Origin of the sequence: Xanthobacter wiegelii, from assembly GCF_043193855.2 — a bacterium.
GTDB lineage: Bacteria > Pseudomonadota > Alphaproteobacteria > Rhizobiales > Xanthobacteraceae > Xanthobacter > Xanthobacter flavus_A.
On record NZ_CM195529.1, the window covers coordinates 3,001,385 to 3,025,106 of the forward strand.

Consider the following 23,722-nt stretch of genomic DNA (forward strand, 5'->3'; position numbering starts at 1 on the left):
GTCGCAGGACGGATCGCGGCCCGAGCCTCAGGCCGCCTTCTCGTCCTCGTCATCCTTGAAGAGCTCTTCCTTGGTGACCGTCTTCTCGGTCACGTTGGCGAGCTCCAGGAGGAAGTCGACGACCTTCTCCTCGAACAGGGGGGCGCGCACGGATGCCAGAGCCTCGGGGGTGCGGCGGTAATAATCCCACACCTGCTGCTCCTGGCCGGGGAACTGGCGGGCCCGTTCGACCACCGCGCGCGTCACCTCGTCATCGGAAACCTGGATATTGTTGCGCTCGCCGATTTCCGCAAGCACCAGGCCGAGGCGCACACGGCGCTCGGCGATGCGGCGGTAATCCTGGCGTGCCTCTTCCTCGGTGGTGCCTTCATCGGCGAAGGTGCGGCTCTGGGCGGCGAGATCCTCGTTCACCCGGCTCCACACACCGTAGAATTCCTGCTCCACGAGGCCTTCCGGCACGTCGAACTTGTGGGTCGCGTCGAGGCCGTCGAGCAGGGCGCGCTTCACCTTCTGGCGGGCGGCGCCGGCATATTCCTGCGCGATGCGGGCCTTCACGGTCTCGCGGAGCTTCTCGAGGCTTTCCTGGCCGAGGGTCGCGGCGAAAGCGTCGTCCACGGTGATCGCGCCGGGCGCATCGACGGACTTGACGGTCACCTCGAAGGTCGCGGCCTTCCCGGCGAGCTCCTTGGCGGCATAGCCCTCGGGGAAAGTGACGCTGAGGGTGCGGCTCTCACCGGCGCTGGCGCCGACGAGCTGCTCCTCGAAGCCGGGGATGAAGCCCTTGGAGCCGAGCAGGACGTCGATGTCCTGGCCTTCGCCGCCCTGGAACTTCTCGCCGTCCACATAGCCGGTGAAGTCGATGGTGAGGCGGTCGCCGTCGGCGGCGGGGCCGTCCTTGGTCGCGAAGGGGCGGTTGGCGTCGGCGATGCGCTGCACGGCCTCGTCCACCTCGGCGTCAGTCACTTCGACCACAGGCTTCTCGACGGAGATGTCCTTGAAATTGCCGAGCTCGATCTTCGGCAGGATTTCCAGCTCCACGTCGTAGGCGAGGTCCTTGCCGCCATCGAGCAGGGTCTGGAACTGGGGGTCTTCCTCCGGACCCTTGATCCGGGGCTGGAGCGCCAGCTTGAAGCCGTGCTCCTCGACGATCTTGCCGTTGGTCTCGTTGACGGTCTGCTCGATGATCTCGGACATCACGGTCTTGCCGTAGACGCGCTTGAGATGGGCCACGGGCACCTTGCCGGGGCGGAAGCCGTTCAGCTTCACCTGGCCCTTGAGCTCGTTGAGCCGGGCGTCGGCCCGGGCGTCGAGGTCGGCGGCGGACACCACCACACGGAACGCGCGCTTGAGGCCCTCGGCCCCGGTCTCGGTCACCTGCATCGTCTTGCCTTCACATCCTCATCGCGCCAGGCGCGGTAACTTGAATTCAGCGCTGTCACCGGCATCCCGCGGCAATCGCCGGAGGCCGCGCGGCACGGTGGACCTGCTCCCGACCAGCCCGCCCTGCGGCGGCCGGCACGCGAACATGCGGCGGCATTGGTGCGGGCGGAGGGTTTCGAACCCCCACGACTTGCGTCACGGGAACCTAAATCCCGCGCGTCTACCAGTTCCGCCACGCCCGCGGCCCCGTCTCGCCAAAGGCCCGTCGCACCCAAAGGCCCGACGCGCCCAAGCCATTCATGCCGGCGAAGGGAGATCGCACCCGGTATCGGCATCGACGCGCTTGAGCGCACGACGCCTCCGGGCACGGCTCCACCGCTCGCGCACGAGGCCGCACGCGCCGTTCGGGTCGCGGCTTATATCATGCCCGCGCGGTCGCGCAGCAAGAAAATGGCGCCGGAAGCCGTGCTCTCACGGTCCCCGCCCCGGCCACGGCAGGACGCCGCATCCAGACCCTGCCCTACGCCAGCGGATGACCTCGCCCGATGGCTGGAAACCGTGCAATGCCAGGGTCCTGCTCGCGCGAGGCAATGCGCCGAATGCCTTGAGGCACGGGCAGACCGTCCATCGCGTCACGAAGCTGAGCAGGAAAGCCGCTTGCCCTTTTTCCGGCCGCGTAACATGGTCCCACCACCCTGCCAGGAGATGCAGCGTGAGCACGCCGATTCCCTCTCGTCGCACCGTTCTCAAGGGGGCTGCGGCCCTGTCGTTCGCCGGCGCTGCCGGTGCCATTCTGCCGGAATGGGCGCTGGCGCAGGGACAGGCCGCCGCGCCGGTGGCGCTCACCGCCGCCGAGGGCACGCGCCCGGCCATCGCCGGACAGGGCAACCTCGCGCTCTTCAACGATTCCCTGCCGGGCCCGGTGCTGCGCGTAAAGAAGGGCAGCGAGCTTTCGATCCAGTTCGCCAATGCGCTCAAGGAGAGCGTGGGCCTGACGTGGCAGGGCGTGCGGCTGCCGGCGGACGCAGCTGCCGCCGCCGCGGCGGCGGTCACCGGCGGACAGAACAAGCTCATCCGGCTCACGCCGAAGGATGCCGGCACTTACTGGTACCACGCCTCCTCCCCTGCCCTCGCCCGCCGCGCGCTGTCTGGCGCGCTCATCGTGGACGAGCCGGGCGCGCCCGCCTACGCTTCGGACAACCTCCTGTTCATCCAGTCTTTTCCGCCCGAGAGCGGGGTGCCGATCTTCCCGGTCAACGGCGAGTTTTCCCCCACCTTCCAGGGCCCGGCCAGTGGGCGCAGCCGTCTGCGGCTGGTGAACGCGACCCCGCTCTTCCTGCGGCTGCGGCTCAAGGGGCCGGCCGCCTATGTCATTGCCATCGACGGACAGCCTGTCGCCCAACCTTTCGAGTTGAAGGAGGGCCGGATCCAGATCGCGCCGGGCGGGCGGGTGGACGTGGCGGCGACCATCGATGATGCGGACGCCACCATTATCGAGATCGAGACCGCCCAGGATCCGATCCGGCTCGCCGTTGTCACGCCGGTCGGTCCGGCCGGCCCCATGCCCTCCGGCCCACCCACTCCGCTCCCGCAGAATGATTTGCCGGCTGAAATTCCGCTCAAGGATGCGGTACGCGTTGAACTGCCCATCGGGGGGAAGAGTGGCGCGCCCGCTTCGCTGGGGACCGTGAAGTCAGGCAAGGCAATGGTTCTCACCCTGGCCAACAGCCTCGACGCTCCGGTGTCGGTTCATGTGGCCGGCCACGCCGTGCGCCTCCTCGACGGCCTCGATGACGGCTGGAAGCCCTGGTGGCACGACACGGTTCCTGTGCCGGCTAAAGCGACAGTAAGGGTGGCCCTTCTGGCCCAATCACCAGGCACCTGGAGCGTCACCGCCCAGCGTGGCGGAGACGGAGAGGTCGTTGGGTCGGGCACGTATCAAGTCACGGCCTGACAGTTTAGCGATTAAAACCAGCCACTTAACTTTTGCGCCGCCGCAGACGCAGCCAGCGTCTTCGGACGGCGCTGTCTTGGCGCACTGGCTGGCGCGAGATGGCGGAGGTTCTTTCCGCAATCTGATTCGTTAGCCCGCGTCAAGATTTTTCGATCATTGAAAATAGCCGGCTATACACCGCGCGAAGCGCCTCCGGGAGGTCGTCGGCGATCAGCCCCGGCCCGGCCTCCCGCGCGGCCTCCCCATGCAGCCAGACCGCGGCACAGGCGGCCTCGAAAGGGGGCATGCCCTGCGCCAGCAGGCCTCCGGCGATGCCCGCCAGAACATCCCCTGCCCCCGCTGTCGCGAGATAAGGCGGCGCATTCTCGGCGATGGCGGCGCGACCATCCGGATGGGCGATCACCGTGTCGGGTCCCTTCAGGACCACCACGGCCCCCAGTCGCCGGGCCGCCGCCCGGGTGCGGGCGAGCTTGGAGGGAGCCTCCAGAACCTCCGCGTCGCCCCGGAACATGCGGGCGAATTCGCCGTCATGGGGCGTCACGATGAGACCGGCGGTGCGGGCAGCCACCTGAGCCAGTGCCCACGGCACCCCCTCGTAGCTGGTCAGCGCATCGGCATCGAGCACCAGCCGGCGGCCGGGCGCGGCGATGTCGATCCTGGCCCGTGCCTCCTCGCCACCGCCAAGGCCCGGCCCCAGCACCACCGTGTTGAGGCGGGCATCGGCCAGCAGGACCGCCAGTTCCCCTGCCCCGCCCACCGGGCGCGGCATGATGGCAGCGTAGGAGGCCGCCTGAAGCGGCAGGGCATCGCGCGGCAGGGCGATGGTGACGAGCCCGGCCCCCGCCCGCAACGCGCCCCGCGCGGAAAGGCGGGCGGCCCCGGAGGTCCAGGCCGGGCCGCTCACCACGACGGCGTGGCCGCGCGTGTATTTGTGCCCGCTGGAGGCGGGAACCGGGAAGGCATCCCGCCAGAGGTCCGGCATGTCGACGAATGTCAGCGGGCGAATCGCGTCCAGCGCCTCGTCGGGAATGCCGATGTCGGCGACCCGCACCCGGCCGCACAGGCTGCGCCCCGGTTCCAGGAGATGCCCCGGCTTGCGGCGGAAGAAGGTGACCGTCTCCACCGCTTGCGCCGCCGCGCCGCGTACTTTTCCGGTGGCTCCGTCGAGGCCTGAGGGCAGGTCCACGGCGATGATCGGCCTGCCCGACCGCGCCATGCGCTCCACCAGCGCACGGGCCGCGCCGTCGAGGTCGCGGGCGAGGCCGGCGCCGAACAGGGCGTCCACGATCACGCCGGCCTCATCGAGATCGACAGCGGCCGGCTCCTCCACGGGCCCGCGCCAGCGCTCGGCGGCGCGGCGGGCATCGCCGGTGAGCCTATCCCGGTCTCCGAGGAGGGCGAGGCGCACCTTGAAGCCGCGCTGCGCCAGAACCCGCGCCGCCACGAATCCGTCGCCGCCGTTGTTGCCCGGCCCGCAGAGCACGAGGATGCGGGTGGGATAGGGATATCGCGCGACCGCATCGGCGACGGCCGTGCCGGCGCGATCCATCAATGTCTGGGACGGCGTGCCCATTTCGACGGCGAATTTGTCCGCGCGCGCCATTTCGTTGGGATCAAGCAGTGCGTGCATCGGCTTCCCGGTCCTCAGATGCTCAGATCATGCTCATGTCGGCGTGCGATAACTCTAGAACTACGCCTAATATTTCATCGTTTAGATTATTAACTGGGCACATCGGTACGCCCCGCTTGCGCGTCTTCTGCATGGGCAAATGGCGCAAGGCATGGCACATATCATGCTTACAAAAGGCGGCTCGACCGTGCGGCGGCGGACCGGGTCAGGGAGACGGAGCGGATGAAGAAGATCGAGGCAATCATCAAGCCCTTCAAGCTCGATGAGGTGAAGGAAGCCCTTCAGGACGTCGGCCTGCAAGGCATCACGGTGACGGAAGCCAAGGGCTTTGGCCGCCAGAAGGGCCATACCGAGCTGTACCGCGGTGCCGAATATGTGGTCGATTTCCTGCCGAAGGTGAAAATCGAGGTTGTCCTCTCCGACGATATGGTAGACCGGGCCGTCGATGCCATTCGCCGCGCGGCCCAGACCGGGCGCATCGGGGACGGGAAGATCTTCGTGTCATCCATCGAAGAGGCGATCCGTATCCGGACCGGCGAATCCGGCCTCGACGCGATCTGACGCGTTCGAAACAAATCGTCCAAGAAACGAACTGCAGGCCAGCAGAAAGGTAGCAAACCCCATGACGACCAAGACGGCCAAGGACGTCCTCGACCTCATCAAGAGCGAGGACGTGAAATATGTCGACCTGCGCTTCACCGATCCGCGCGGCAAGTGGCAGCATGTCACGTTCGACATCGGCATGGTCGACGAGGAATTCCTGACCGAGGGCACCGCCTTCGACGGTTCGTCCATCGCCGGCTGGAAGGCCATCAACGAGTCCGACATGCTGCTCATGCCGGATCCGACGACCACCTGCATCGACCCCTTCTTCTCGGAGACCACGATCTCCATCGTCTGCGACGTGCTCGAGCCCACCACGGGCCAGCCCTACGGCCGCGACCCCCGCTCCATCGCCAAGAAGGCCGAGGCCTACGCCAAGTCCACCGGCGTGGGCGACGCGGTGTATTTCGGCCCCGAGGCCGAGTTCTTCATTTTTGACGACGTGCGCTTCAAGGCGGACCCGTACAACACCGGCTTCAAGCTCGACTCCATCGAGCTGCCGACCAATGGCGACACCGAGTATGAGGGTGGCAACCTCGGCCACCGGGTGAAGACCAAGGGCGGCTACTTCCCCGTGCCCCCCATCGATTCGGCGCAGGACATGCGCTCCGAGATGCTGGCCGCCATGGCCAAGATGGGCGCCAAGGTCGAGAAGCACCACCACGAGGTGGCCTCGGCACAGCACGAGCTTGGCCTCAAGTTCGGCTCGCTGGTGACCATGGCCGACCACCTGCAGGTCTATAAGTACTGCATCCACCAGGTGGCCAACATCTACGGCAAGACGGCGACCTTCATGCCGAAGCCGGTGTTCGGCGACAACGGCTCGGGCATGCACGTGCACCAGTCGATCTGGAAGGAGGGCAAGCCCCTCTTCGCCGGCGACAAGTATGCCGACCTCTCCGACTACTGCCTGTGGTACATCGGCGGCATCATCAAGCACGCGAAGTCGCTGAACGCCTTCACCAACCCGCTGACCAACTCCTACAAGCGTCTGGTCCCGGGTTACGAGGCCCCCGTGCTGCTCGCCTATTCGGCGCGCAACCGCTCGGCCTCCTGCCGCATCCCCTACACCAACAACCCGAAGGCCAAGCGCGTCGAGGTTCGCTTCCCCGATCCCGGCGCGAACCCCTACCTCGCCTTCGCGGCCCTGTTCATGGCGGGCATGGACGGCATCCTGAACCGGATCGACCCCGGCCAGGCCATGGACAAGGATCTCTACGACCTGCCCCCGGCCGAGCTGAAGCAGATCCCCACCGTCTGCGGCTCGCTCCGCGAGGCCCTCGCCTCCCTCGAGGCGGACCACGAGTACCTGCTGAAGGGCGACGTGTTCCAGAAGGACTTCATCGAGTCCTACATCGACCTGAAGATGGCCGAGGTCATGCGCTTCGAGATGACGCCGCACCCGGTCGAGTTCGAGATGTACTACTCGGTCTGATCGACCTTCTTTCAAAAAGAGAACGGGCGCCCCTGCGGGCGCCCGTTTTCGTTTGGGGCGATCTCTTTGGAAGGCCGGCTCAGCCGGCCTCGCCGGTGCCGGACTTGCGCGCCGCGGCGCGGGCGTTGTTCTCCGCCTTGCGGGCCTCGCGCCCTTCCCGGCCCTCCTCCAGCGCCGTGACCGCGCCATGCAGGGTCGCGAGGTCCTGCCGGGTCAGGCCAAGGCGGTGGAAAATGTTGCGCAGGTTGCGGATGGTGGAGGGCGCCTTCTCCGGCGAGCGGAAGAAGCCGGAGGTCTGCAGCGCCGTCTCCAGATGGTCGAAAAAGGCGAAAAGGTCGCCCTTGTCGGCGAGCGGCGAGCGATCCGGCGGCGCGAAGGGCAAGGCCCCGCCGCTTTCCGCCTTCGACCACTCATAGGCCGTCACCGCCACGCAGGTGGCGAGATTGAGCGAGGCGAAGGCCGGGTTGACCGGAAGGGTGAGGATGGCATCGCACAAGGATACCTCCTCGGTATAGAGCCCCGTGCGTTCGCGGCCGAACACCAGCGCCACCTCCTCGCCCGCCGCCATGCGGCTACGGGCTTCCGCGGCGGCGGCATCGGCTCCCACCACGGTCTTTGCCATGCCGCGCTCGCGGGCGGTTGTCGCGAAGGCGAATTTCACGTCATGCAGCGCCGCGCGCAGGTCCGGGAACAGCTGCGCTTCGTCGAGGATGCGGTCCGCACCGGCGGCGAAGGTGCGCGCGCGGTCGTTCGGCCAGCCCTGGCGTGGGTTGACGATGCGCAGGCGCGACAGGCCGAAATTGCCCATGGCGCGCGCCGCCGAGCCGATATTGTCCCCGAGCTGCGGCTCCACCAGGATGACGAGCGGCCCTCCGGCCGTCCACGGCTTGGTGCTGTCGGTACCCGAACCCGGCATGTGCTCTCCTTATGCCGGCTCTGTTCGCACAGGCCGGCCGGACGTGTCGAGGGCCAGGGCAGCCCGGTCGACCCTGCGTGAGAAACGATCTCACCGCATTAGCCGGGTTTCCGTCTTGCGCCGCACTGCACCGGTGCTATAGCGGCCCTTGCCGGAGGCCGGCTGGCGCCGAAACCGTCGCCATCGCCTCCCCCGCTTTACCAAGGCTCATTGAGCAGTCGCGAAAGGCCGTCCCATGGCGAAGATCAAGGTGGCAAATCCGGTCGTCGAGCTCGACGGCGACGAGATGACCCGGATCATCTGGCAGTACATCAAGGACAAGCTGATCCACCCCTATCTCGACATCGACCTCGAGTATTACGACCTCTCCGTCGAGAATCGCGACGCCACCAACGATCAGGTCACGATCGCCGCCGCCGAGGCCATCAAGAAGCACGGCGTGGGCGTGAAGTGCGCCACCATCACGCCGGACGAGGCCCGCGTCGAAGAGTTCAAGCTCAAGGAGATGTGGAAGTCGCCCAACGGCACCATCCGCAACATCCTCGGTGGCGTGATCTTCCGCGAGCCCATCATCTGCAAGAACGTGCCGCGCCTCGTGCCGGGCTGGACGCAGCCGATCATCGTCGGCCGCCACGCCTTCGGCGACCAGTATCGCGCCACCGACTTCAAGGTGCCCGGCAAGGGCAAGCTCACCATCTCCTTCGTCGGCGAGGACGGCACCAAGATCGAGAAGGAAGTCTACAGCTTCCCCGGCGCCGGCGTGGCCATGGCCATGTACAATCTCGACGAGTCGATCCGCGAGTTCGCCCGCGCCTCGCTGAATTACGGCCTGCTGCGCAACTATCCGGTCTACCTCTCCACCAAGAACACGATCCTCAAGGCCTATGACGGCCGCTTCAAGGACATCTTCCAGGAAGTCTACGAGGCCGAGTTCAAGGCCGAGTTCGACAAGCGCGGCCTCACCTATGAGCACCGCCTCATCGACGACATGGTGGCCTCGGCCCTCAAGTGGTCCGGCGGCTATGTGTGGGCCTGCAAGAACTACGACGGCGACGTGCAGTCCGACATCGTGGCCCAGGGCTTCGGCTCGCTCGGCCTGATGACCTCCGTGCTGATGACGCCCGACGGCAAGACGGTGGAGGCGGAAGCCGCCCACGGCACCGTCACCCGCCACTATCGCGAGCACCAGAAGGGCAAGGAGACCTCCACCAACTCCATCGCCTCGATCTTCGCCTGGACCCGGGGCCTTGCCCATCGCGCCAAGCTCGACGGCAACGAGGACCTCGCCAAGTTCGCCGAGACGCTGGAGAAGGTGTGCGTGGACACGGTCGAGGCCGGCGACATGACCAAGGACCTCGCGCTCCTCGTCGGCGCCGACCAGAAGTGGCTCTCCACCACCGGCTTCCTCGACAAGGTGTCCGAGAACCTCACCAAGGCCATGGCGGCCTGAGGCAGCCAGGCGTTGTGGATGCGCTAACGAAGAGGGGTCGCATTGCGACCCCTTTTTTGTTATCCTTTTATCAGTTGCACAACTTCAAATTGGCAGATCGAAGGCCATATGGCAGCTATCGCTTCAGCTATCGTTGGTTTTGGCCTCCTTCTTGTCGCGTGGGTATTACCCTTGATCGCGCATGACCTACCGACATGGGTGCAGTATGGACTTTTGGCTCTTGGAATTTTCCTAATAGGATTAGGTATATTTTTAGGCCGGACAAAGTTTAAAGGCGAGTCTAGCATCTCCGTAAAAATGAAAAATGGCAATTCAATTGGCCAAATAGGAAACGTCTATGAGCGTAGAAAAGAAATTAGGTGATATCAACGCAAAGATTGGTAACGGAAATACGATAGATCATATCGGGCATAAGATCATATTTAACGAACCACCGCCCAACCCAAACTCCATTTGGCAAAATGGCCGTGTTGTTGGCCTGATCGGATCAGCTCCCGAAACTATCTCTGGCGGGGTGGCTTTCCAAAAGATCTTTATTGATGCCCCCTTCGACGAAGGTACTGAATTTTCTGTTCAAGGCGTTCGGATGGTAATCGATCATTACGAAGGACTAATGAGTGGTAGCTCTCAAGGTCGCCCGCCACAGAGCACTTATTGGAATGTTTCCTGCCGGGTTATCGGATAGATTTTAGTTTCTATGGTTTTGGCGCCTCGCCCTCCGGCTTCACGTCCGGATGCAGTTCCGAAAGCCGGCCGATCACGTCCGGGTGGCGCAAGGCGAGCATGTAAAGCTCGTTCTCCTCGATGGAGAGGATCTTGGTCTTGGCCACCGCCCGCACCGCCACCGGATCGGGCTTGGTGTGGCCGGGCAGGAGCCCGAACACCTCGCCTGGCCCCAGCGTGCGCATGCCGTCCGGCGTCTCCATCTCCACCCGCCCTTCCAGCACCACGAACAGATGCGCCGCCTCCTCGCCACGCCGCACCACATGGTGGCCACGGTCGAAGCTGCGGGAATGCAGCACCGGCAGGATGTCGCCCAGCACGGGCGCATCGAGTTCGGAGAAGGGCGGCAGCCGGGCAATCATCGAGAAGGTGACGACGAAATTGTGCTTGGAGATCACCTCGGCGAAGGAGCCGGCGATGATGGCGATTGGCAGCGCCAGCATCATGAGGCCGGAAATCATGGTGATTCCTCCAATGACGCGGCCGAGGTTGGTCACCGGCACCACGTCGCCATAGCCCACCGTGGTGAGTGTGGTGATCGACCACCACATGGCGAGCGGGATGGAGCCGAACTTGTCTGGCTGGATGTTCCGCTCGGTCAGGTACATGGCGGTGGCCGACATGAGCACGCCCGAGCACAGGATGATGAGGCACGACAACAGCGCGTAGCGCTCGCGCCGGATGGAGAGATAGAGCGCGTTGAAGCCCGAGGAATAGCGCGCGAGCTTGAGGAAGCGCACGAGGCGCAGGACCAGCAGCGCGTGGGGGTCGAAATCGGTCGCGAGGGCCACGAACCAGGGCAGGATGGCAATGAGGTCGATCAGCGCCGGCACGGTCAGCGCATAGCTGAAGCGGGCGCTGGCGTCGGACATGCCGCGCCGCAGCGGGTGCTCCGGCGCCACCCACAGGCGGAAGCCATATTCCACGGTGAAGATCAGCAGCGCGACGAACTCGCCAACCTTGAACCACCACGCATCGTGGATCTCAAGCGACCGCACGGTCGCGAGCACCGCGCCGGCCACCGACACGAGCACCGTTCCGATCAGGAAATAATGAACAAAGTCCGCCGTGCGGTCGCCCGGCAGGTCCCGTTCCAGAATGTCGAATACCCGTCGCCGGACCGGTTGTACCTTCATCTCGCCCTCAGATTCGCTGCCCGCCTTGGCTTCGCGCGCGTGCAAGCGCCGCCTCGATGCGAGCCCGGGCAGTCTCGGTGCGCGCGGTGACCACCTCGTCCGGGAGACCGAGCTGCGTCAAGAGCCGCGCGGCGAGCTGGAGGCTCGCCTCCTGCGCCTCCGGGATCACGCCCGCCACCCCGAGCGCGGACAGGCGGTGGGCGTGCTCCGCATCCTTGGCCCGGGCGATGATGGCGGCGGTCGGCCAATGCTGGCGCACGGCCGCCGCCATGCGCTCGGCCGCATTGGGCGCATCCAGCGTGACAACGAAGGCACTGGCCCGCTCGGCGCCAAGGCGCTCCAGCATCTCCGCCCGTCCTGCATCGCCGAAATACACCGGCAGGCCCGCCCCTCGCGCCTCGGCCACGCGGCGGGGATCGTTATCGAGCGCCACATAGGCGACACCCTCTTCATCCAGCGCTTCTGCCACCGTGCGGCCCACCCGCCCGAAACCGCCGATGATCACATGCCGCTCCGGACGTGTGGGTGGTGGCACCGCCAGACCTTCATGAAGCCGGGCATCGAGCCGCCGCCCCAGGCGCCGCCCCGCCCGCGCGAGCAGCGGCGTCGCCGCGAGGCTGAGGCCCACCATGGCCACGAGCACGCCGGCGTCCGCTGGCGCAAGCGCTCCGCTCGCCGCCAGAAGCGCCAGCACCACGAAGGCGAATTCTCCGGTCTGGGCCAGCAGCACGGCCGCCTCGGCCGCCGTCGGCGCCGCCACCCGCATGAGACGCCCGGCGGCAAACGTGAAGGCAACCTTCACAACGAGAATGCAGACGACGCCGGCCACCACCCAGCCGAGCCGGGGGAGCACCACGGCAAAATCGACGCTCATGCCCACGGTGACGAAGAACACGCCGATGAGCAGGCCCTTGAAGGGCTCGAGGTCCACCTCGATCTGATGGCGGTAGGCCGTCTCGGACAGCAGCATCCCGGCGAGAAAGGCTCCGAGCGCGCTGGAGAGCCCGGCCCGGTGGGTGACCGCCGCCGAGCCCACGACCACAACCAGCGTGATGGCCATGATGAGATCACGCGAGCGCGTCGATGCCGCCGCCGCGACCAGAGGCGCCAGCACGAAGCGCCCCGCTACGAGGATCAGGGCCACCGCGCCCGCCGCCTTGGCCAGCGCCAGGCCGGCCAGAGTGAGCACGTCCGGCGCATTGCCGGTCAGAAGCTCGGCCGCCAGCAGGATCGGCACGACCATCAGATCCTGGAACAGCAGCACGGCGATCACGAGCTGGCCCAGCGGCGCAAGGGCGCGGTGCTGGTCGATCAGCAACTGGCTGACCACCGCCGTTGAGGAAAGGGCGAGGACGGAACCCAGCACCAGCGCCACGCTGGGCGGATATCCCACGAGGATCGCGCCGAACGCGAGCGGCACGCCGCACAGCACGACCTGCAGGCAGCCGACGCCGAACACCTCGCGCCGCAGCGCCCACAGGCGCGCGGTGGAAAACTCAAGACCCAGCAGGAACAGGAGGAATACGATTCCGAGCTCGCCGAAGGGCGCCGCCCGCTCCGGGCTGGAGATCGTGATAAAGCGTATCAGCGGCAACGTATCGGCGAGGCGGCCGAGCCCATGTGGCCCCACCAGCGCGCCCACCGCGATGAACCCCACCACGGCCCCGATGCGGGCGCGATGGAATAGCGGCACCAGCACGCCCGCGGCGAGGAGATAGACGAACGCATCCTTGAGGAAGCTGTCGTTCACCGCGTCGCCACTCCGCTGCCTTCCACGGCGCCCCACCCCTGTGTGGCAACAAGGACCGACGCAACGCAAGGGGCTGGATCAAATCCACCCCGCGCGCGAGAATGAGACCGCGCCGCCGATCAGTTCGCCAGCGCCGCCTCGATGGCGGAGAGGGCCGCTTCGGCCTTGTCGCCATCCGGTCCGCCGGCCTGGGCCATGTCAGGACGACCGCCGCCGCCCTTGCCGCCCAGCGCCTCGGCGCCGCGACGCACCAGAGCGACCGCATCGACGCGGGCGGTGAGGTCGGCGGTGACGCCCACCACGATGCCCGCCTTGCCATCGGACGTGACGCCGACGATGGCCACCACGCCCGAGCCGATCTGCTTCTTGCCCTCGTCCACGAGGCCCTTGAGATCCTTGATCTCGATGCCTTCCACCTGGCGGGCCAAAAGCTTGATGTCGCCGACCGTACGCACGGCGTCCGCGGAGCCCTGGCTGCCGCCCATGGCGAGCTTCTTGCGCGTCTCGGCCAGCTCGCGCTCCAGCTTGCGCCGCTCCTCGACGAGGGCCGCGACGCGCGCCTCCACCTCCGCCACCGGGGCCTTGAGCGCCGAGGCGGTGGCGATGAGCGCGGCATTCGCACCGTTGAGATGCTTGCGGGCCGCGCGGGCGGTGAGCGCCTCGATGCGGCGGACGCCAGACGCCACCGCGCCTTCGGAAACCACGGAGATGAGGCCGATGTCGCCGGTGCGCTTCACATGGGTGCCGCCGCACAGCTCCACCGAATAGGGCGCGCCGTTGCCGTCATCCGTGCCCATGGAGACGACGCGCACCTCCTCGCCGTACTTCTCGCCGAACAGGGCGCGGGCGCCCGACTTGATGGCGTCGTCCACCGCGAGGATGCGGGTTTCCACCGGCTCGTTGCGCAGCACGAAGCGGTTGGCGATCTCCTCTACCTCGGCCACCTCTGCCTCGCTGAGAGGCTTGGGGTGGGAGAAGTCGAAGCGCAGGCGATCGGGCGCGACCAGCGAGCCCTTCTGCGCCACATGCTCGCCGAGCACCCGGCGCAGGGCCTCGTGGAGGAGGTGGGTGGCGGAATGGTTGGCGCGCACCGCGGCGCGGCGGCCGTGCTCCACCTCCAGCACCAGAGCGGTGCCGGGCTTGAGCGTGCCGCTCTCCACCTTGACATCGTGCAGGAAGAGGTCGCCCAGCTTCTTCTGGGTGGCCCGCACCTCGACGACGATGCCGCCCTCACCGGTCATGCGGCCGGTGTCGCCCACCTGGCCGCCGGATTCGGCATAGAACGGGGTCTGGTTCAGCACCACGAGCCCGGTCTCGCCGGCGTTCAGAGCCCCAATTTCGGCGCCGTCGCGCACAAGGGCGGTGACCACGCCCTCCGCCTTCTCGGTGTCGTAGCCGAGGAAATCGGTGGCGCCGACCTTGTCCCGCACGGCGAACCAGAGCGTGTCGGTGGCGGCCTCGCCGGAGCCGGCCCAGTTGGCGCGGGCTTCCGCCTTCTGGCGGGCCATGGCGGCATCGAACGCATCCGTATCGACGCTGATGCCGCGGGCGCGCAGGGCGTCCTGGGTCAGGTCGAGGGGGAAGCCGTAGGTGTCGTAGAGCTTGAACGCCACGTCGCCGGGGAAGCTGGCGCCCGAGACGAGGCCCTGGCTCTCCTCCTCCAGGATGGACAGGCCGCGCTCCAGCGTGCGGCGGAAGCGCGTTTCCTCCAGCAGCAGCGTCTCTTCCGCCAGCGGCTCGGCGCGCACGATCTCGGGATAGGCCCGGCCCATCTCGCGCACCAGGATGGGCACGAGGCGGTGCATCAGCGGGTCCTTGGCGCCGAGCAGCTGCGCGTGGCGCATGGCGCGGCGCATGATGCGGCGCAGGACATAGCCGCGCCCCTCGTTGGAGGGCAGCACGCCGTCGGCGGTGAGGAAGACGGACGCACGCAAATGATCGGCGATCACCCGGTGACTGGCCTTCTGCGGCCCCTCGGGATCGACGCCGGTAAATTCCGCGACCTCGGCGATGAGGGCGCGCATGAGGTCGGTCTCGTAATTGTCGTGGGTGCCCTGCAGGACGGCTGAGATTCGCTCAAGGCCCATGCCGGTGTCGATGGACGGCCGCGGCAGCCCGACGCGCTCGCCACCCGGCAGCTGCTCATACTGCATGAACACGAGATTCCAGATCTCGATGAAGCGGTCGCCGTCCTGGTCCGCCGAGCCGGGCGGGCCGCCGAAGATGTGCGGGCCGTGGTCGAAGAAGATCTCCGAGCAGGGGCCGCAGGGGCCGGTGTCGCCCATGGACCAGAAATTGTCGGAGGAAGAGATGCGGATGATGCGGTCGTCGGAGAGGCCGGCGATCTTCTTCCACAGGCCGTAGGCTTCCTCGTCCTCGCTGTAGACGGTGACGAGCAGGCGGTCCTTCGGCAGCTCGAAGGTGCGGGTCACGAGGTTCCAGGCAAGCTCGATCGCGCGGTCCTTGAAATAGTCGCCGAACGAGAAATTGCCGAGCATCTCGAAGAAGGTGTGGTGCCGCGCCGTGTAGCCCACATTGTCGAGATCGTTGTGCTTGCCGCCGGCCCTGACGCACTTCTGCGATGTCACCGCCCGCGAATAGGGCCGCTTCTCGACGCCGGTGAAGACGTTCTTGAACTGCACCATGCCGGCATTGGTGAACATCAGCGTGGGGTCGTTGTGCGGCACGAGGGGCGACGAGGCGACGGCCTCGTGGCCCTCCTTGACGAAGTAGTCGATGAAGCTCGACCGGATCTCGTTGACGCCGCTCATGGTGCCGGCACTGTCCTTAGGAGGCCGGGCCTTGCGGCGGCCGGCTCTGGTGATCGCTGCGCGCGCCAGCGCCTCGGGCCGGATCGGGGCCGATCCCTCGGGCGTCGCGCGGTTCCCCGGACCTTGCGGCGGGCGGAACCGGGTTCGTTTAACGATGGGTCCGCCGCTTGTCCAGAAACGCCAGGCCACAAGGCCAAGCCGGGCAGACGAAAGGGCACCCGGAACGCGAACGGGCGGAGCCTGTCCGGCCCCGCCCGCGCTGAACCTGTGGACACGGCAGCCGCCACGCCCGAAGTCAGGGTCAGGCGTCGGCGGCCGACCCCTCGGCATCCTCCTCGGGATCGCCGGCGAGGATCTTCTCGGCGATAAGGCCGGCATTCTGGCGGATGGCCGCCTCGATGCGCGCCGCCACCTCCTGGTTCTGCTTCAGGAAGGTCTTGGCGTTCTCGCGGCCCTGGCCGAGACGCTGGCTGTCGTGGGAGAACCACGCGCCGGACTTCTCCACCACGCCGGCCTTGACGCCGAGATCGAGCAGTTCGCCGGTCTTGGAGACGCCCTCGCCATACATGATGTCGAACTCGACCTGCTTGAAGGGCGGCGCCAGCTTGTTCTTCACCACCTTCACGCGGGTCTGGTTGCCCACCACTTCGTCGCGCTCCTTGATGGCGCCGATGCGGCGGATGTCGAGGCGGATCGAGGCGTAGAACTTCAGCGCGTTGCCGCCGGTGGTGGTCTCCGGCGAGCCATACATCACGCCGATCTTCATCCGGATCTGGTTGATGAAGATAACCATGGTGTTGGACTTGGAGATGGAGGCCGTGAGCTTGCGCAGCGCCTGGCTCATGAGGCGGGCCTGCAGGCCGGGCTGGTTGTCGCCCATCTCGCCGTCAAGCTCGGCGCGTGGGGTGAGGGCCGCCACGGAATCGACGACCAGCACGTCGACTGCGCCGGAGCGCACCAGCGTGTCGGCGATCTCCAGCGCCTGCTCGCCCGCGTCGGGCTGGGAGATGAGCAGATCGTCGAGGTTCACGCCCAGCTTGCGGGCATAGATCGGGTCGAGCGCGTGCTCGGCATCGATGAAAGCGCAGGTGCCGCCGCGCTTCTGAGATTCGGCAATGGTGTGAAGTGCGAGCGTGGTCTTGCCCGAGGATTCGGGGCCGTAAATCTCGACGACGCGCCCCTTGGGCAGGCCGCCGATGCCCAGCGCGATGTCGAGCCCCAGAGAACCGGTGGGAATGCTCTCAATCTCAAGGGCTTTTCCACCCTTGCCGAGCCGCATGATGGAGCCCTTGCCGAAATGCCGCTCGATCTGCGAGAGGGCGGCATCCAGCGCCTTGGTCTTGTCCATGGAAGAACCTTCGACGAGTCGGAGTGTCGCCTGAGTCATCGCCGCGCTCCGGTGCTGGTGCAAGGGAAATAAGAACGTAGCAGTTGTACCTGTTTTGTTCTCAGTTCGCAATATGTTCTCTTTCGTCCACAGCGTGTGGATAACATTTCGTATATCCGCAGCACCGCGGCATCGCCCCACCGCCAAGCTGACGCGTCCAGTGCAGGTCGGCCGGCGCAACTCTTTCGCACCTGCAGTGAAACCACGACCCGACCCGCCGCGTTCAGGCGAAAGAACCCGGTTCACGTCCGCATCCTCGGTCCACATCGCGCCGGCGACGCCGGAGGAGAGACACATGCGCATCGCCCAGATCGCGCCGCTCATCGAGAGCGTGCCGCCGCGTCGTTACGGAGGAACCGAACGCATCGTCTCCTATCTTACCGAGGAGCTGGTGGCGCAGGGTCATGAGGTAACGCTGTTCGCCAGCGGCGATTCGCTCACGTCCGCACAGCTGGAGCCCATGTGCGAGATGGGCCTGCGCCTGTCGCCGGGTCCGGTCGACCCCATCGTGTTCCACATGCTCATGCTGGAGCGGGTGCGCCGGCGGGCGGACGAATTCGACGTAATCCATGTGCACGTCGACGTTTTGCACTATCCCGTGCTGAAGGAGCACGCGCCGCGCACGCTCACGACCTTGCACGGCCGCCTCGACAGCGTCGCCGCGCACCGGCTCTATGCGCTGTATGACGAGTTTCCGCTGGTCTCGATCTCCAACCACCAGCGCAAGCCCATGCCGCCGGTGAACTGGGCGTCGACCATCTATCATGGCCTGCCGGAGAGCCTGCTGCCCTTCAATGCGGCGGGCGGCGAATATCTGGCCTTCCTCGGCCGCATCTCGCCGGAGAAGCGGCCGGACCGCGCCATCGAGATCGCTGCCCGCTCCGGCCTGCCGCTCAAGATCGCCGCCAAGGTGGATCGGGTGGACGAGGATTACTGGGAGCAGAAGATCCGCCCCATGGTGGAGGCGACCCCCGGCGTCGAGTACATCGGCGAGATCGACGAGCGGCAGAAGGCGCAGTTCCTCGGCAATGCCAGGGCTCTGCTCTTCCCGATCGATTGGCCCGAACCGTTCGGACTGGTGATGATCGAGGCCATGTCCTGCGGCACGCCCACCATCGCCTATGGGTGCGGCTCTGTACCGGAGGTGCTGGAGAACGGGCTTACCGGCTTCATCGTCGCCGATCAGGACGAGGCGGTGGCGCGCGTCGGCGAGCTTGACCGGCTCGATCGCGCCGCCATTCGCCGCACGTTCGTGAAACGCTTCTCGACGGCGCGAATGGCGCGGGATTATGTGGCCCTCTATGAGCGCCTTGCCGCACCCGTGCCCCCCCGCATGACGTTGCGCGAACTGATCGACGGGCGCGTCAATGCCCCCACCTGATGCCGCGGCCCGCGCCGCTGCCGCAGACCCGCAGGAGCCGGGCTATGCCATCGCGGCCAGCGCCTCGCAGATCGAGGCGATGCCGCGCACGCTCAAGCACGACGAGACCTTCGCCGTGTTCGATGCCCATGGCGACGCCGTCCCCGGCCTTGCCAGCAACCATGGCCTGTTCCACCGCGACACCCGGCACCTGTCGCAATTCTTCCTCACCATCGATGGCGTGCGCCCGCTGCTGCTCGGCTCCACGGTGCGCGATGACAACGCGACGCTGAGCTGCGACCTCACCAATCCGGACCTTCCCGCCCGCAGCGACCAGTCCGAACTGGCGCACGACCTCATCCATCTGCGCCGGTCGCGCTTCCTGTTCCGGGGGGCGTGCCATGAGTGCCTGTCCATTCGCAATTTCGACGGCGAGACCCGGACCTTCGAGATCGGCCTGTTCTTCGATGCCGATTTCGTGGACCTCTTCGAGGTGCGTGGCTCCCATCGGGCGAAGCGCGGCCGCATCGCGGCGCCGGTCGTTGGCGAAAGCCATGTCGGTCTCTCCTATCGCGGCCTTGATGCGCGCACCCGGACCACGCGCCTCGCCTTCGCCCCGACGCCGACCTCGCTCAAGGCCGACCGCGCACTTTACCGGCTCACGCTGAAGCCCGGCGAAGGCTTCTTGATCTTCGTGGAAATCCGCTGTGACGGTATTGAGCCGGGGCGTGATGCGCGGCAGGCGTTCCGGCTCGGCCTCAAGGACATCCGGGCCGACATGCGGGCGCGAACGGCGCGCTCGGCGGGCGTGTCCTCCTCCAACGATCATTTCAACGAGGGATTGCGGCGGGCGGTGAGCGACCTCAACGTGCTCATCACCGATCTGCCGGAGGGCCCCTACCCTTACGCGGGCGTTCCGTGGTTCTCGACCGTGTTCGGGCGCGACGCCCTGATCACGGCGTTCGAGACCCTGTGGGTGACGCCCACACTGGCACGGGGCGTGCTGCTGCATCTCGCCGCCAATCAGGCCACCACCTTTGATCCGGAGGCGGATGCCGAGCCCGGCAAGATCCTTCACGAGGTGCGCTTTGGCGAGATGGCGGAACTCGGGGAGGTGCCGTTCCGTCGCTATTACGGCAGTATCGATTCTACCCCGCTGTTCGTGATGCTGGCCGGCGCTTATCTCGAGCGCACCGGCGACATCGAGACGCTGCGCCAGTTGTGGCCGTCTCTCGATGCGGCGCTGGGGTGGATGCGTGAGCACGGCGACCGCGATGGGGACGGCTTCATCGAATATGGCCGCCGGCGCGGCGACGGGCTGGTGAACCAGGGCTGGAAGGACAGCCACGACAGCATCTTCCACGCGGATGGCCAGCTCGCCAACGGCCCCATCGCGCTCGTCGAAGTGCAGGGCTATGCCTATGCCGCGTGGAATGCGGCCGCCGCCATCGCCCGGGCACTCGGCGATCTGGCTGCGGCGGAGGCCTACGCAGCGCGGGCGCGCGACTTGCGGACAGCCTTCGACGCCGCCTTCTTCGATCCGGCTCTGGGCACGTACGTGCTGGCGCTCGATGGCGACAAGGCACCCTGCCGCGTGCGCACATCCAATGCCGGCCACGCCTTGTTTTCCGGCATCGCCTTCCCCGAGCGGGCGGAAGCGGTGGCGGCGTGCCTGATGGACACCAGTTCGTTCTCCGGCTGGGGCGTGCGGACGCTGGCGGCGGGCGAGGCGCGCTTCAATCCCATGAGCTACCACAATGGCTCGGTGTGGCCGCACGATAATGCGGTCGTGGCGATGGGCCTCGCCCGCTATGGCTTCCGGGCCGAGGCGGCGCGCATCTTCGAGGGGCTGTTTCGCGCGTCCGTCTATTTCGACCTGAGGCGCATTCCCGAATTGTTCTGCGGCTTCGCCCGCCAGCGCAATCGGGGGCCCGTGGGTTATCCGGTCGCCTGCGCCCCCCAGGCCTGGGCAGCGGCGGCGCCACTCGCGCTTCTCCAGGCCTCGCTCGGCCTCAGCTTCGACGTGGCCGAGCGGCGCGCGGTGTTCGAGCGGCCGATGCTGCCCGAATTCCTGGACACCCTCACCCTCACCGGTCTCGCCGTCGCGGACGGTCGGATCGACGTGAAGGTGGAGCGGGTGGACGCCACAGCCGCCCTGTCCGTGATCAACCGACAGGGCGACGTGGGCATCCGGGTGGAGGCGTGATCCCTACGCCGCCGGCGGGTAATTGGAGGGGAAGAGCGCCTTGCGCGATTCCTCGTCGCCCATGGGCTTGAAGCTGTGGTCCTTGCCCACCTCGCGGGCACGGACTGCGGCGGGGCGGGCATCGATCTCGGCCAACCAGCGCTTGATGTGTGGGAAGCGCGCCAGCGGATCCTCCTCGCCCTTCAACACCCGCCCGGCCCGAAGCACCCAGCCCCAAAGCGACATGTCGGCGATGGTGTAGTCGTTGCCGGTGACATAGGGGCGGGTCGCCAGCAGGTCGTCGAGCACCTGATAGTGCCGCTCCGCTTCGCGCCGGTAGCGGTTGACGGCATAGCCGAGCCCTTCGGGCGCCGCGTGCTGGAAGTGAACCGCCTGGCCGGAGAACGGCCCGAGCCCGCTGGCGATGAAGAGCAGCCAGGAGAGCAGCTCCGGCCGGTCCTTCGGATCACCGCCGAAGCGGCCCGTCTTTTCCGCCAGATAGATGAGAATGGCGGTGGAATCGAACACCCGCGCCTCTCCGCCCCCCGGCCCCTCCGTATCGACGATGGCCGGCACCTTGCCGTTGGGATTGATGGCGCGGAACGCCGGCTCGTGCTGCTCGCCCTTCGCCGTGTCGACGGGCACGATCTCGTAGGGAAGGCCGGTCTCCTCCAGGAAGAGCGCGACCTTCGCCGGGTTGGGCGTGGGATGAAAATAGAAGCGGATCACCGGGACCACCCTTCGCTGGCAGACGCCGAAGCGGCGCATTGCGTTTTAGAACGACTGATATAGAATGCACGCATCAGACGGCTGCGCAAGTTGTCGGCATCGGAAAATGCATTCTGCGCGATTTTAGATCGCGTGAATGCCAGTAGAGGGATGATCCCGCATGATCGACCTGCATTATTGGCCAACCCCGAATGGCCACAAGATCACGTTGTTTCTGGAAGAGGCAGGCCTAGACTATAAGATCATCCCGGTTGACATCAGCGCCGGTGACCAGTTCAAGCCCGACTTCCTCGCCATCGCCCCGAACAACCGGATGCCGGCCATCGTCGATCACGCACCGGCAGACGGCGGAGCGCCCATTTCGATCTTCGAATCCGGCGCCATCCTCCTCTATCTCGCGGAGAAGACCGGCCGCTTCATTCCCGCCGACGTGCGCGGCCGCAAGAGTGTGCTGGAATGGCTGTTCTGGCAGGTCGGCGGGCTCGGCCCCATGGCCGGGCAGAACCATCATTTCGTCCAGTACGCGCCGGAGCGCATTCCCTACGCCATGGAGCGCTACGTGAAGGAGACGAACCGTCTCTACGGCGTGCTCGACACCCGCCTCGGCAAGAGCGCCAACGTGGCGGGCGAGGACTATTCCATCGCCGACATGGCGATCTATCCCTGGATCGTGCCGCACCAGCGCCAGCAGCAGGACCTCGACACCTTCCCGAACCTCAAGCGCTGGTTCGAGGCGGTGGCGGCGCGTCCGGCGACCATCGCCGCCTATGCCAAGGGCGAACCCTTCACCAAGCGGCCGACGGTGACCGAAGAGGGCAAGAAGGTCCTGTTCGGCCAGACCGCCCGGCCGGCCGGATGACGCCTTCTCCGGCGCGGGTTACGCTGTGCCGGAAATAGAGGCAGAAAGACGGGGACCATGGCGCGGCCGAGGGCGTTCGACGAGGGCGAGGTACTGGATGCGGCGTTACGCTGCTTCTGGACCCGTGGCTATGAGGCCACCTCGGTGCGCGATCTCGCCGCCTCCATGGGCCTCACCGGTGCCAGCCTCTACAACGCCTTCGGCGACAAGCGCACGCTCTATGAGAAGGCGCTGGAGCGCTATGCCAGCCATAGCATGGCGGAACGCATCCGCCGGCTGGAAGCACCCGACATCTCCCCCCGCGAGGCCATCGCCGCCTTCTTTCGCGAGACGCTGGAGCGGGCGATCGACGACCCGGAGATGAAGGGCTGCTTCGTGGTGAATGCGGCGGTGGAGATGGGGCCGCACGACACCGAGCTGCGCGCCGCGGCGCTCGCCTCCCTCGGGCAGGTGGAAGCCTTCCTCACTCGCCGCGTCGAGGCCGGCCGCGCCGATGGCACCATCCAGGACCGGGAGCCGGCGCAGGAGCTGGCGCGCATGCTCCTCGGCGTCCATCTCGGCCTACGCGTGCTGGCGCGCCTGCGCCCCGGCCGCGACCTGCTGGAGGGGGTGGTGAAGCCCGCCCTCGCCGCCCTCGATCCGCGCGCGCCGGTCTGATCCGGCGCGCGATCCCAGCCCCTCCATGTCGGGATGCCGCCCATGATCCGGGCCTATGTGTTCGATGCCTACGGGACGTTGTTCGATGTGCAATCGGTGAGCGCCGTCACGGACGCGGCCTTTCCGGGCCATGGCGAGATCATCACCCAGGTGTGGCGGATGAAGCAGCTCGAATACAGCTGGCTGTGCTCGCTCATGGGGGATTATCAGGATTTCTGGTCCGTCACCCGCCGCGCCCTCACCTACACGCTGGGCATCCTCGGGCTGAGGCCCACGGAGCAATTGTTCGAGGATGTCGCCGAGGCCTACAACCGCCTCGCCGCCTATCCCGATGCGGCCGAGGCGCTGGCCGGGCTGACGGGCGTGCGCCGCGCCATTCTCTCCAACGGCAGCCCCGCCATGTTGCAGGCGCTGGTCGGCCAATCGCCGCTGGCGCCGTTCATCGAGGAGACGATCAGCGTCGATGCCAAGCGCTGCTTCAAGCCGGATCCCCGCGCATATGAGCTGGTGGAGGAGCGGCTGGGCGTGACGCCCGGCGAGGTCATGTTCGTCTCCTCCAACGGCTTCGACATCGCCGGCGCGAAGAAGTTCGGCTTCAACGTGGCTCGCATCTCGCGCGTGCCGGAAGCTGCCCTCGCCGCCGAGCTGGCCGCGCCCGGGCCTTTGGCGGCTTCAGCTTTCTACCGCGCGCTGCGCACGCAGGAGGAAGCTCTCGGTCATGCGCCGGACGTGGTGGTGACGAGCCTGTCCGAGCTGGTGGCCCGGCGCCGGAACGGCTGACCCCGACACCTTTGCGG

General features: G+C 66.8%; 18 protein-coding genes and 1 tRNA gene. 10 read left to right on the forward strand and 9 right to left on the reverse strand.

Annotated features, from left to right (window positions below):
- Positions 1–27: 27 nt before the first annotated feature.
- Positions 28–1,380 (reverse strand): trigger factor, encoded by a 1,353-nt coding sequence (gene tig, locus V5F63_RS13895; RefSeq protein WP_394102341.1) that lies wholly within the window; start codon positions 1,378–1,380, stop codon positions 28–30.
- Between the two features lie 157 nt (positions 1,381–1,537).
- Positions 1,538–1,622: transfer RNA gene (locus V5F63_RS13900), tRNA-Leu, on the reverse strand.
- A 470-nt stretch (positions 1,623–2,092) separates the two neighbouring features.
- On the opposite strand from V5F63_RS13900, the gene V5F63_RS13905 reads away from it, so the two are divergent.
- Positions 2,093–3,334 (forward strand): multicopper oxidase family protein, encoded by a 1,242-nt coding sequence (locus V5F63_RS13905; RefSeq protein WP_394102340.1) that lies wholly within the window; start codon positions 2,093–2,095, stop codon positions 3,332–3,334.
- A 139-nt stretch (positions 3,335–3,473) separates the two neighbouring features.
- On the opposite strand, the gene V5F63_RS13910 is transcribed toward V5F63_RS13905, so the two are convergent.
- Positions 3,474–4,964: an NAD(P)H-hydrate dehydratase gene (locus tag V5F63_RS13910; RefSeq protein ID WP_394102339.1), complete on the reverse strand. Its 1,491-nt coding sequence runs from the start codon at positions 4,962–4,964 to the stop codon at positions 3,474–3,476.
- Positions 4,965–5,186: 222 nt separating this feature from the next.
- Here V5F63_RS13910 and V5F63_RS13915 point away from each other — a divergent pair, with 222 nt between their 5' ends.
- Positions 5,187–5,525: a P-II family nitrogen regulator gene (locus V5F63_RS13915; RefSeq protein WP_012115561.1), complete on the forward strand. Its 339-nt coding sequence runs from the start codon at positions 5,187–5,189 to the stop codon at positions 5,523–5,525.
- Between the two features lie 61 nt (positions 5,526–5,586).
- Positions 5,587–7,002 (forward strand): type I glutamate--ammonia ligase, encoded by a 1,416-nt coding sequence (gene glnA / locus V5F63_RS13920; RefSeq protein ID WP_209483056.1) that lies wholly within the window; start codon positions 5,587–5,589, stop codon positions 7,000–7,002.
- 79 nt (positions 7,003–7,081) lie between these two features.
- Here the strand turns inward: glnA and V5F63_RS13925 are convergent, their stop codons facing one another.
- Positions 7,082–7,918, reverse strand: coding sequence for an RNA methyltransferase (locus tag V5F63_RS13925; protein ID WP_209483058.1), 837 nt, complete (start codon positions 7,916–7,918; stop codon positions 7,082–7,084).
- A gap of 235 nt (positions 7,919–8,153) precedes the next feature.
- On the opposite strand from V5F63_RS13925, the gene V5F63_RS13930 reads away from it, so the two are divergent.
- Complete coding sequence (locus tag V5F63_RS13930; RefSeq protein ID WP_394102338.1) at positions 8,154–9,368, forward strand: NADP-dependent isocitrate dehydrogenase; 1,215 nt, start codon at positions 8,154–8,156, stop codon at positions 9,366–9,368.
- 337 nt (positions 9,369–9,705) lie between these two features.
- Complete coding sequence (locus V5F63_RS13935; protein WP_394102337.1) at positions 9,706–10,053, forward strand: hypothetical protein; 348 nt, start codon at positions 9,706–9,708, stop codon at positions 10,051–10,053.
- A 10-nt stretch (positions 10,054–10,063) separates the two neighbouring features.
- On the opposite strand, the gene V5F63_RS13940 is transcribed toward V5F63_RS13935, so the two are convergent.
- The 4 genes from V5F63_RS13940 to recA all read right to left on the reverse strand — a co-directional run bounded on the left by V5F63_RS13940 (position 10,064) and on the right by recA (position 17,135).
- Positions 10,064–11,227 carry a cyclic nucleotide-gated ion channel gene (locus V5F63_RS13940; protein ID WP_394102336.1) on the reverse strand — a complete coding sequence of 388 codons (1,164 nt, stop codon included), beginning with the start codon at positions 11,225–11,227 and terminating at the stop codon, positions 10,064–10,066.
- Positions 11,228–11,234: 7 nt separating this feature from the next.
- A complete protein-coding gene (locus tag V5F63_RS13945; RefSeq protein ID WP_394029611.1) occupies positions 11,235–12,977 on the reverse strand; it encodes a cation:proton antiporter domain-containing protein in 1,743 nt (580 codons plus the stop codon).
- A 119-nt stretch (positions 12,978–13,096) separates the two neighbouring features.
- Positions 13,097–15,748 (reverse strand): alanine--tRNA ligase, encoded by a 2,652-nt coding sequence (alaS, locus tag V5F63_RS13950; protein WP_394102335.1) that lies wholly within the window; start codon positions 15,746–15,748, stop codon positions 13,097–13,099.
- 301 nt (positions 15,749–16,049) lie between these two features.
- Complete coding sequence (recA, locus tag V5F63_RS13955; protein ID WP_209483070.1) at positions 16,050–17,135, reverse strand: recombinase RecA; 1,086 nt, start codon at positions 17,133–17,135, stop codon at positions 16,050–16,052.
- A gap of 295 nt (positions 17,136–17,430) precedes the next feature.
- Between recA and V5F63_RS13960 the strand changes: the two genes are divergently transcribed.
- Positions 17,431–18,516 carry a glycosyltransferase family 4 protein gene (locus V5F63_RS13960; protein ID WP_394102334.1) on the forward strand — a complete coding sequence of 362 codons (1,086 nt, stop codon included), beginning with the start codon at positions 17,431–17,433 and terminating at the stop codon, positions 18,514–18,516.
- Positions 18,503–20,701 (forward strand): amylo-alpha-1,6-glucosidase, encoded by a 2,199-nt coding sequence (locus V5F63_RS13965; protein WP_394102333.1) that lies wholly within the window; start codon positions 18,503–18,505, stop codon positions 20,699–20,701. Before V5F63_RS13960 ends, V5F63_RS13965 begins: the two co-directional genes overlap by 14 nt.
- Before the next feature lie 3 nt (positions 20,702–20,704).
- Here the strand turns inward: V5F63_RS13965 and V5F63_RS13970 are convergent, their stop codons facing one another.
- Complete coding sequence (locus V5F63_RS13970) at positions 20,705–21,409, reverse strand: glutathione S-transferase family protein (protein WP_209483075.1); 705 nt, start codon at positions 21,407–21,409, stop codon at positions 20,705–20,707.
- A 160-nt stretch (positions 21,410–21,569) separates the two neighbouring features.
- On the opposite strand from V5F63_RS13970, the gene V5F63_RS13975 reads away from it, so the two are divergent.
- The 3 genes from V5F63_RS13975 to V5F63_RS13985 are packed head-to-tail and all read left to right on the forward strand — an operon-like array spanning position 21,570 to position 23,705.
- On the forward strand, positions 21,570–22,268 hold the full coding sequence (locus V5F63_RS13975; RefSeq protein WP_209483077.1) for a glutathione binding-like protein: 699 nt from the start codon (positions 21,570–21,572) through the stop codon (positions 22,266–22,268).
- A 57-nt stretch (positions 22,269–22,325) separates the two neighbouring features.
- A complete protein-coding gene (locus V5F63_RS13980; protein WP_394029605.1) occupies positions 22,326–22,925 on the forward strand; it encodes a TetR/AcrR family transcriptional regulator in 600 nt (199 codons plus the stop codon).
- A gap of 42 nt (positions 22,926–22,967) precedes the next feature.
- The gene (locus V5F63_RS13985; protein ID WP_394102332.1) at positions 22,968–23,705 is read left to right on the forward strand and encodes a haloacid dehalogenase type II; all 738 of its coding nucleotides are present in this window, start codon (positions 22,968–22,970) and stop codon (positions 23,703–23,705) included.
- Positions 23,706–23,722 lie beyond the last annotated feature (17 nt).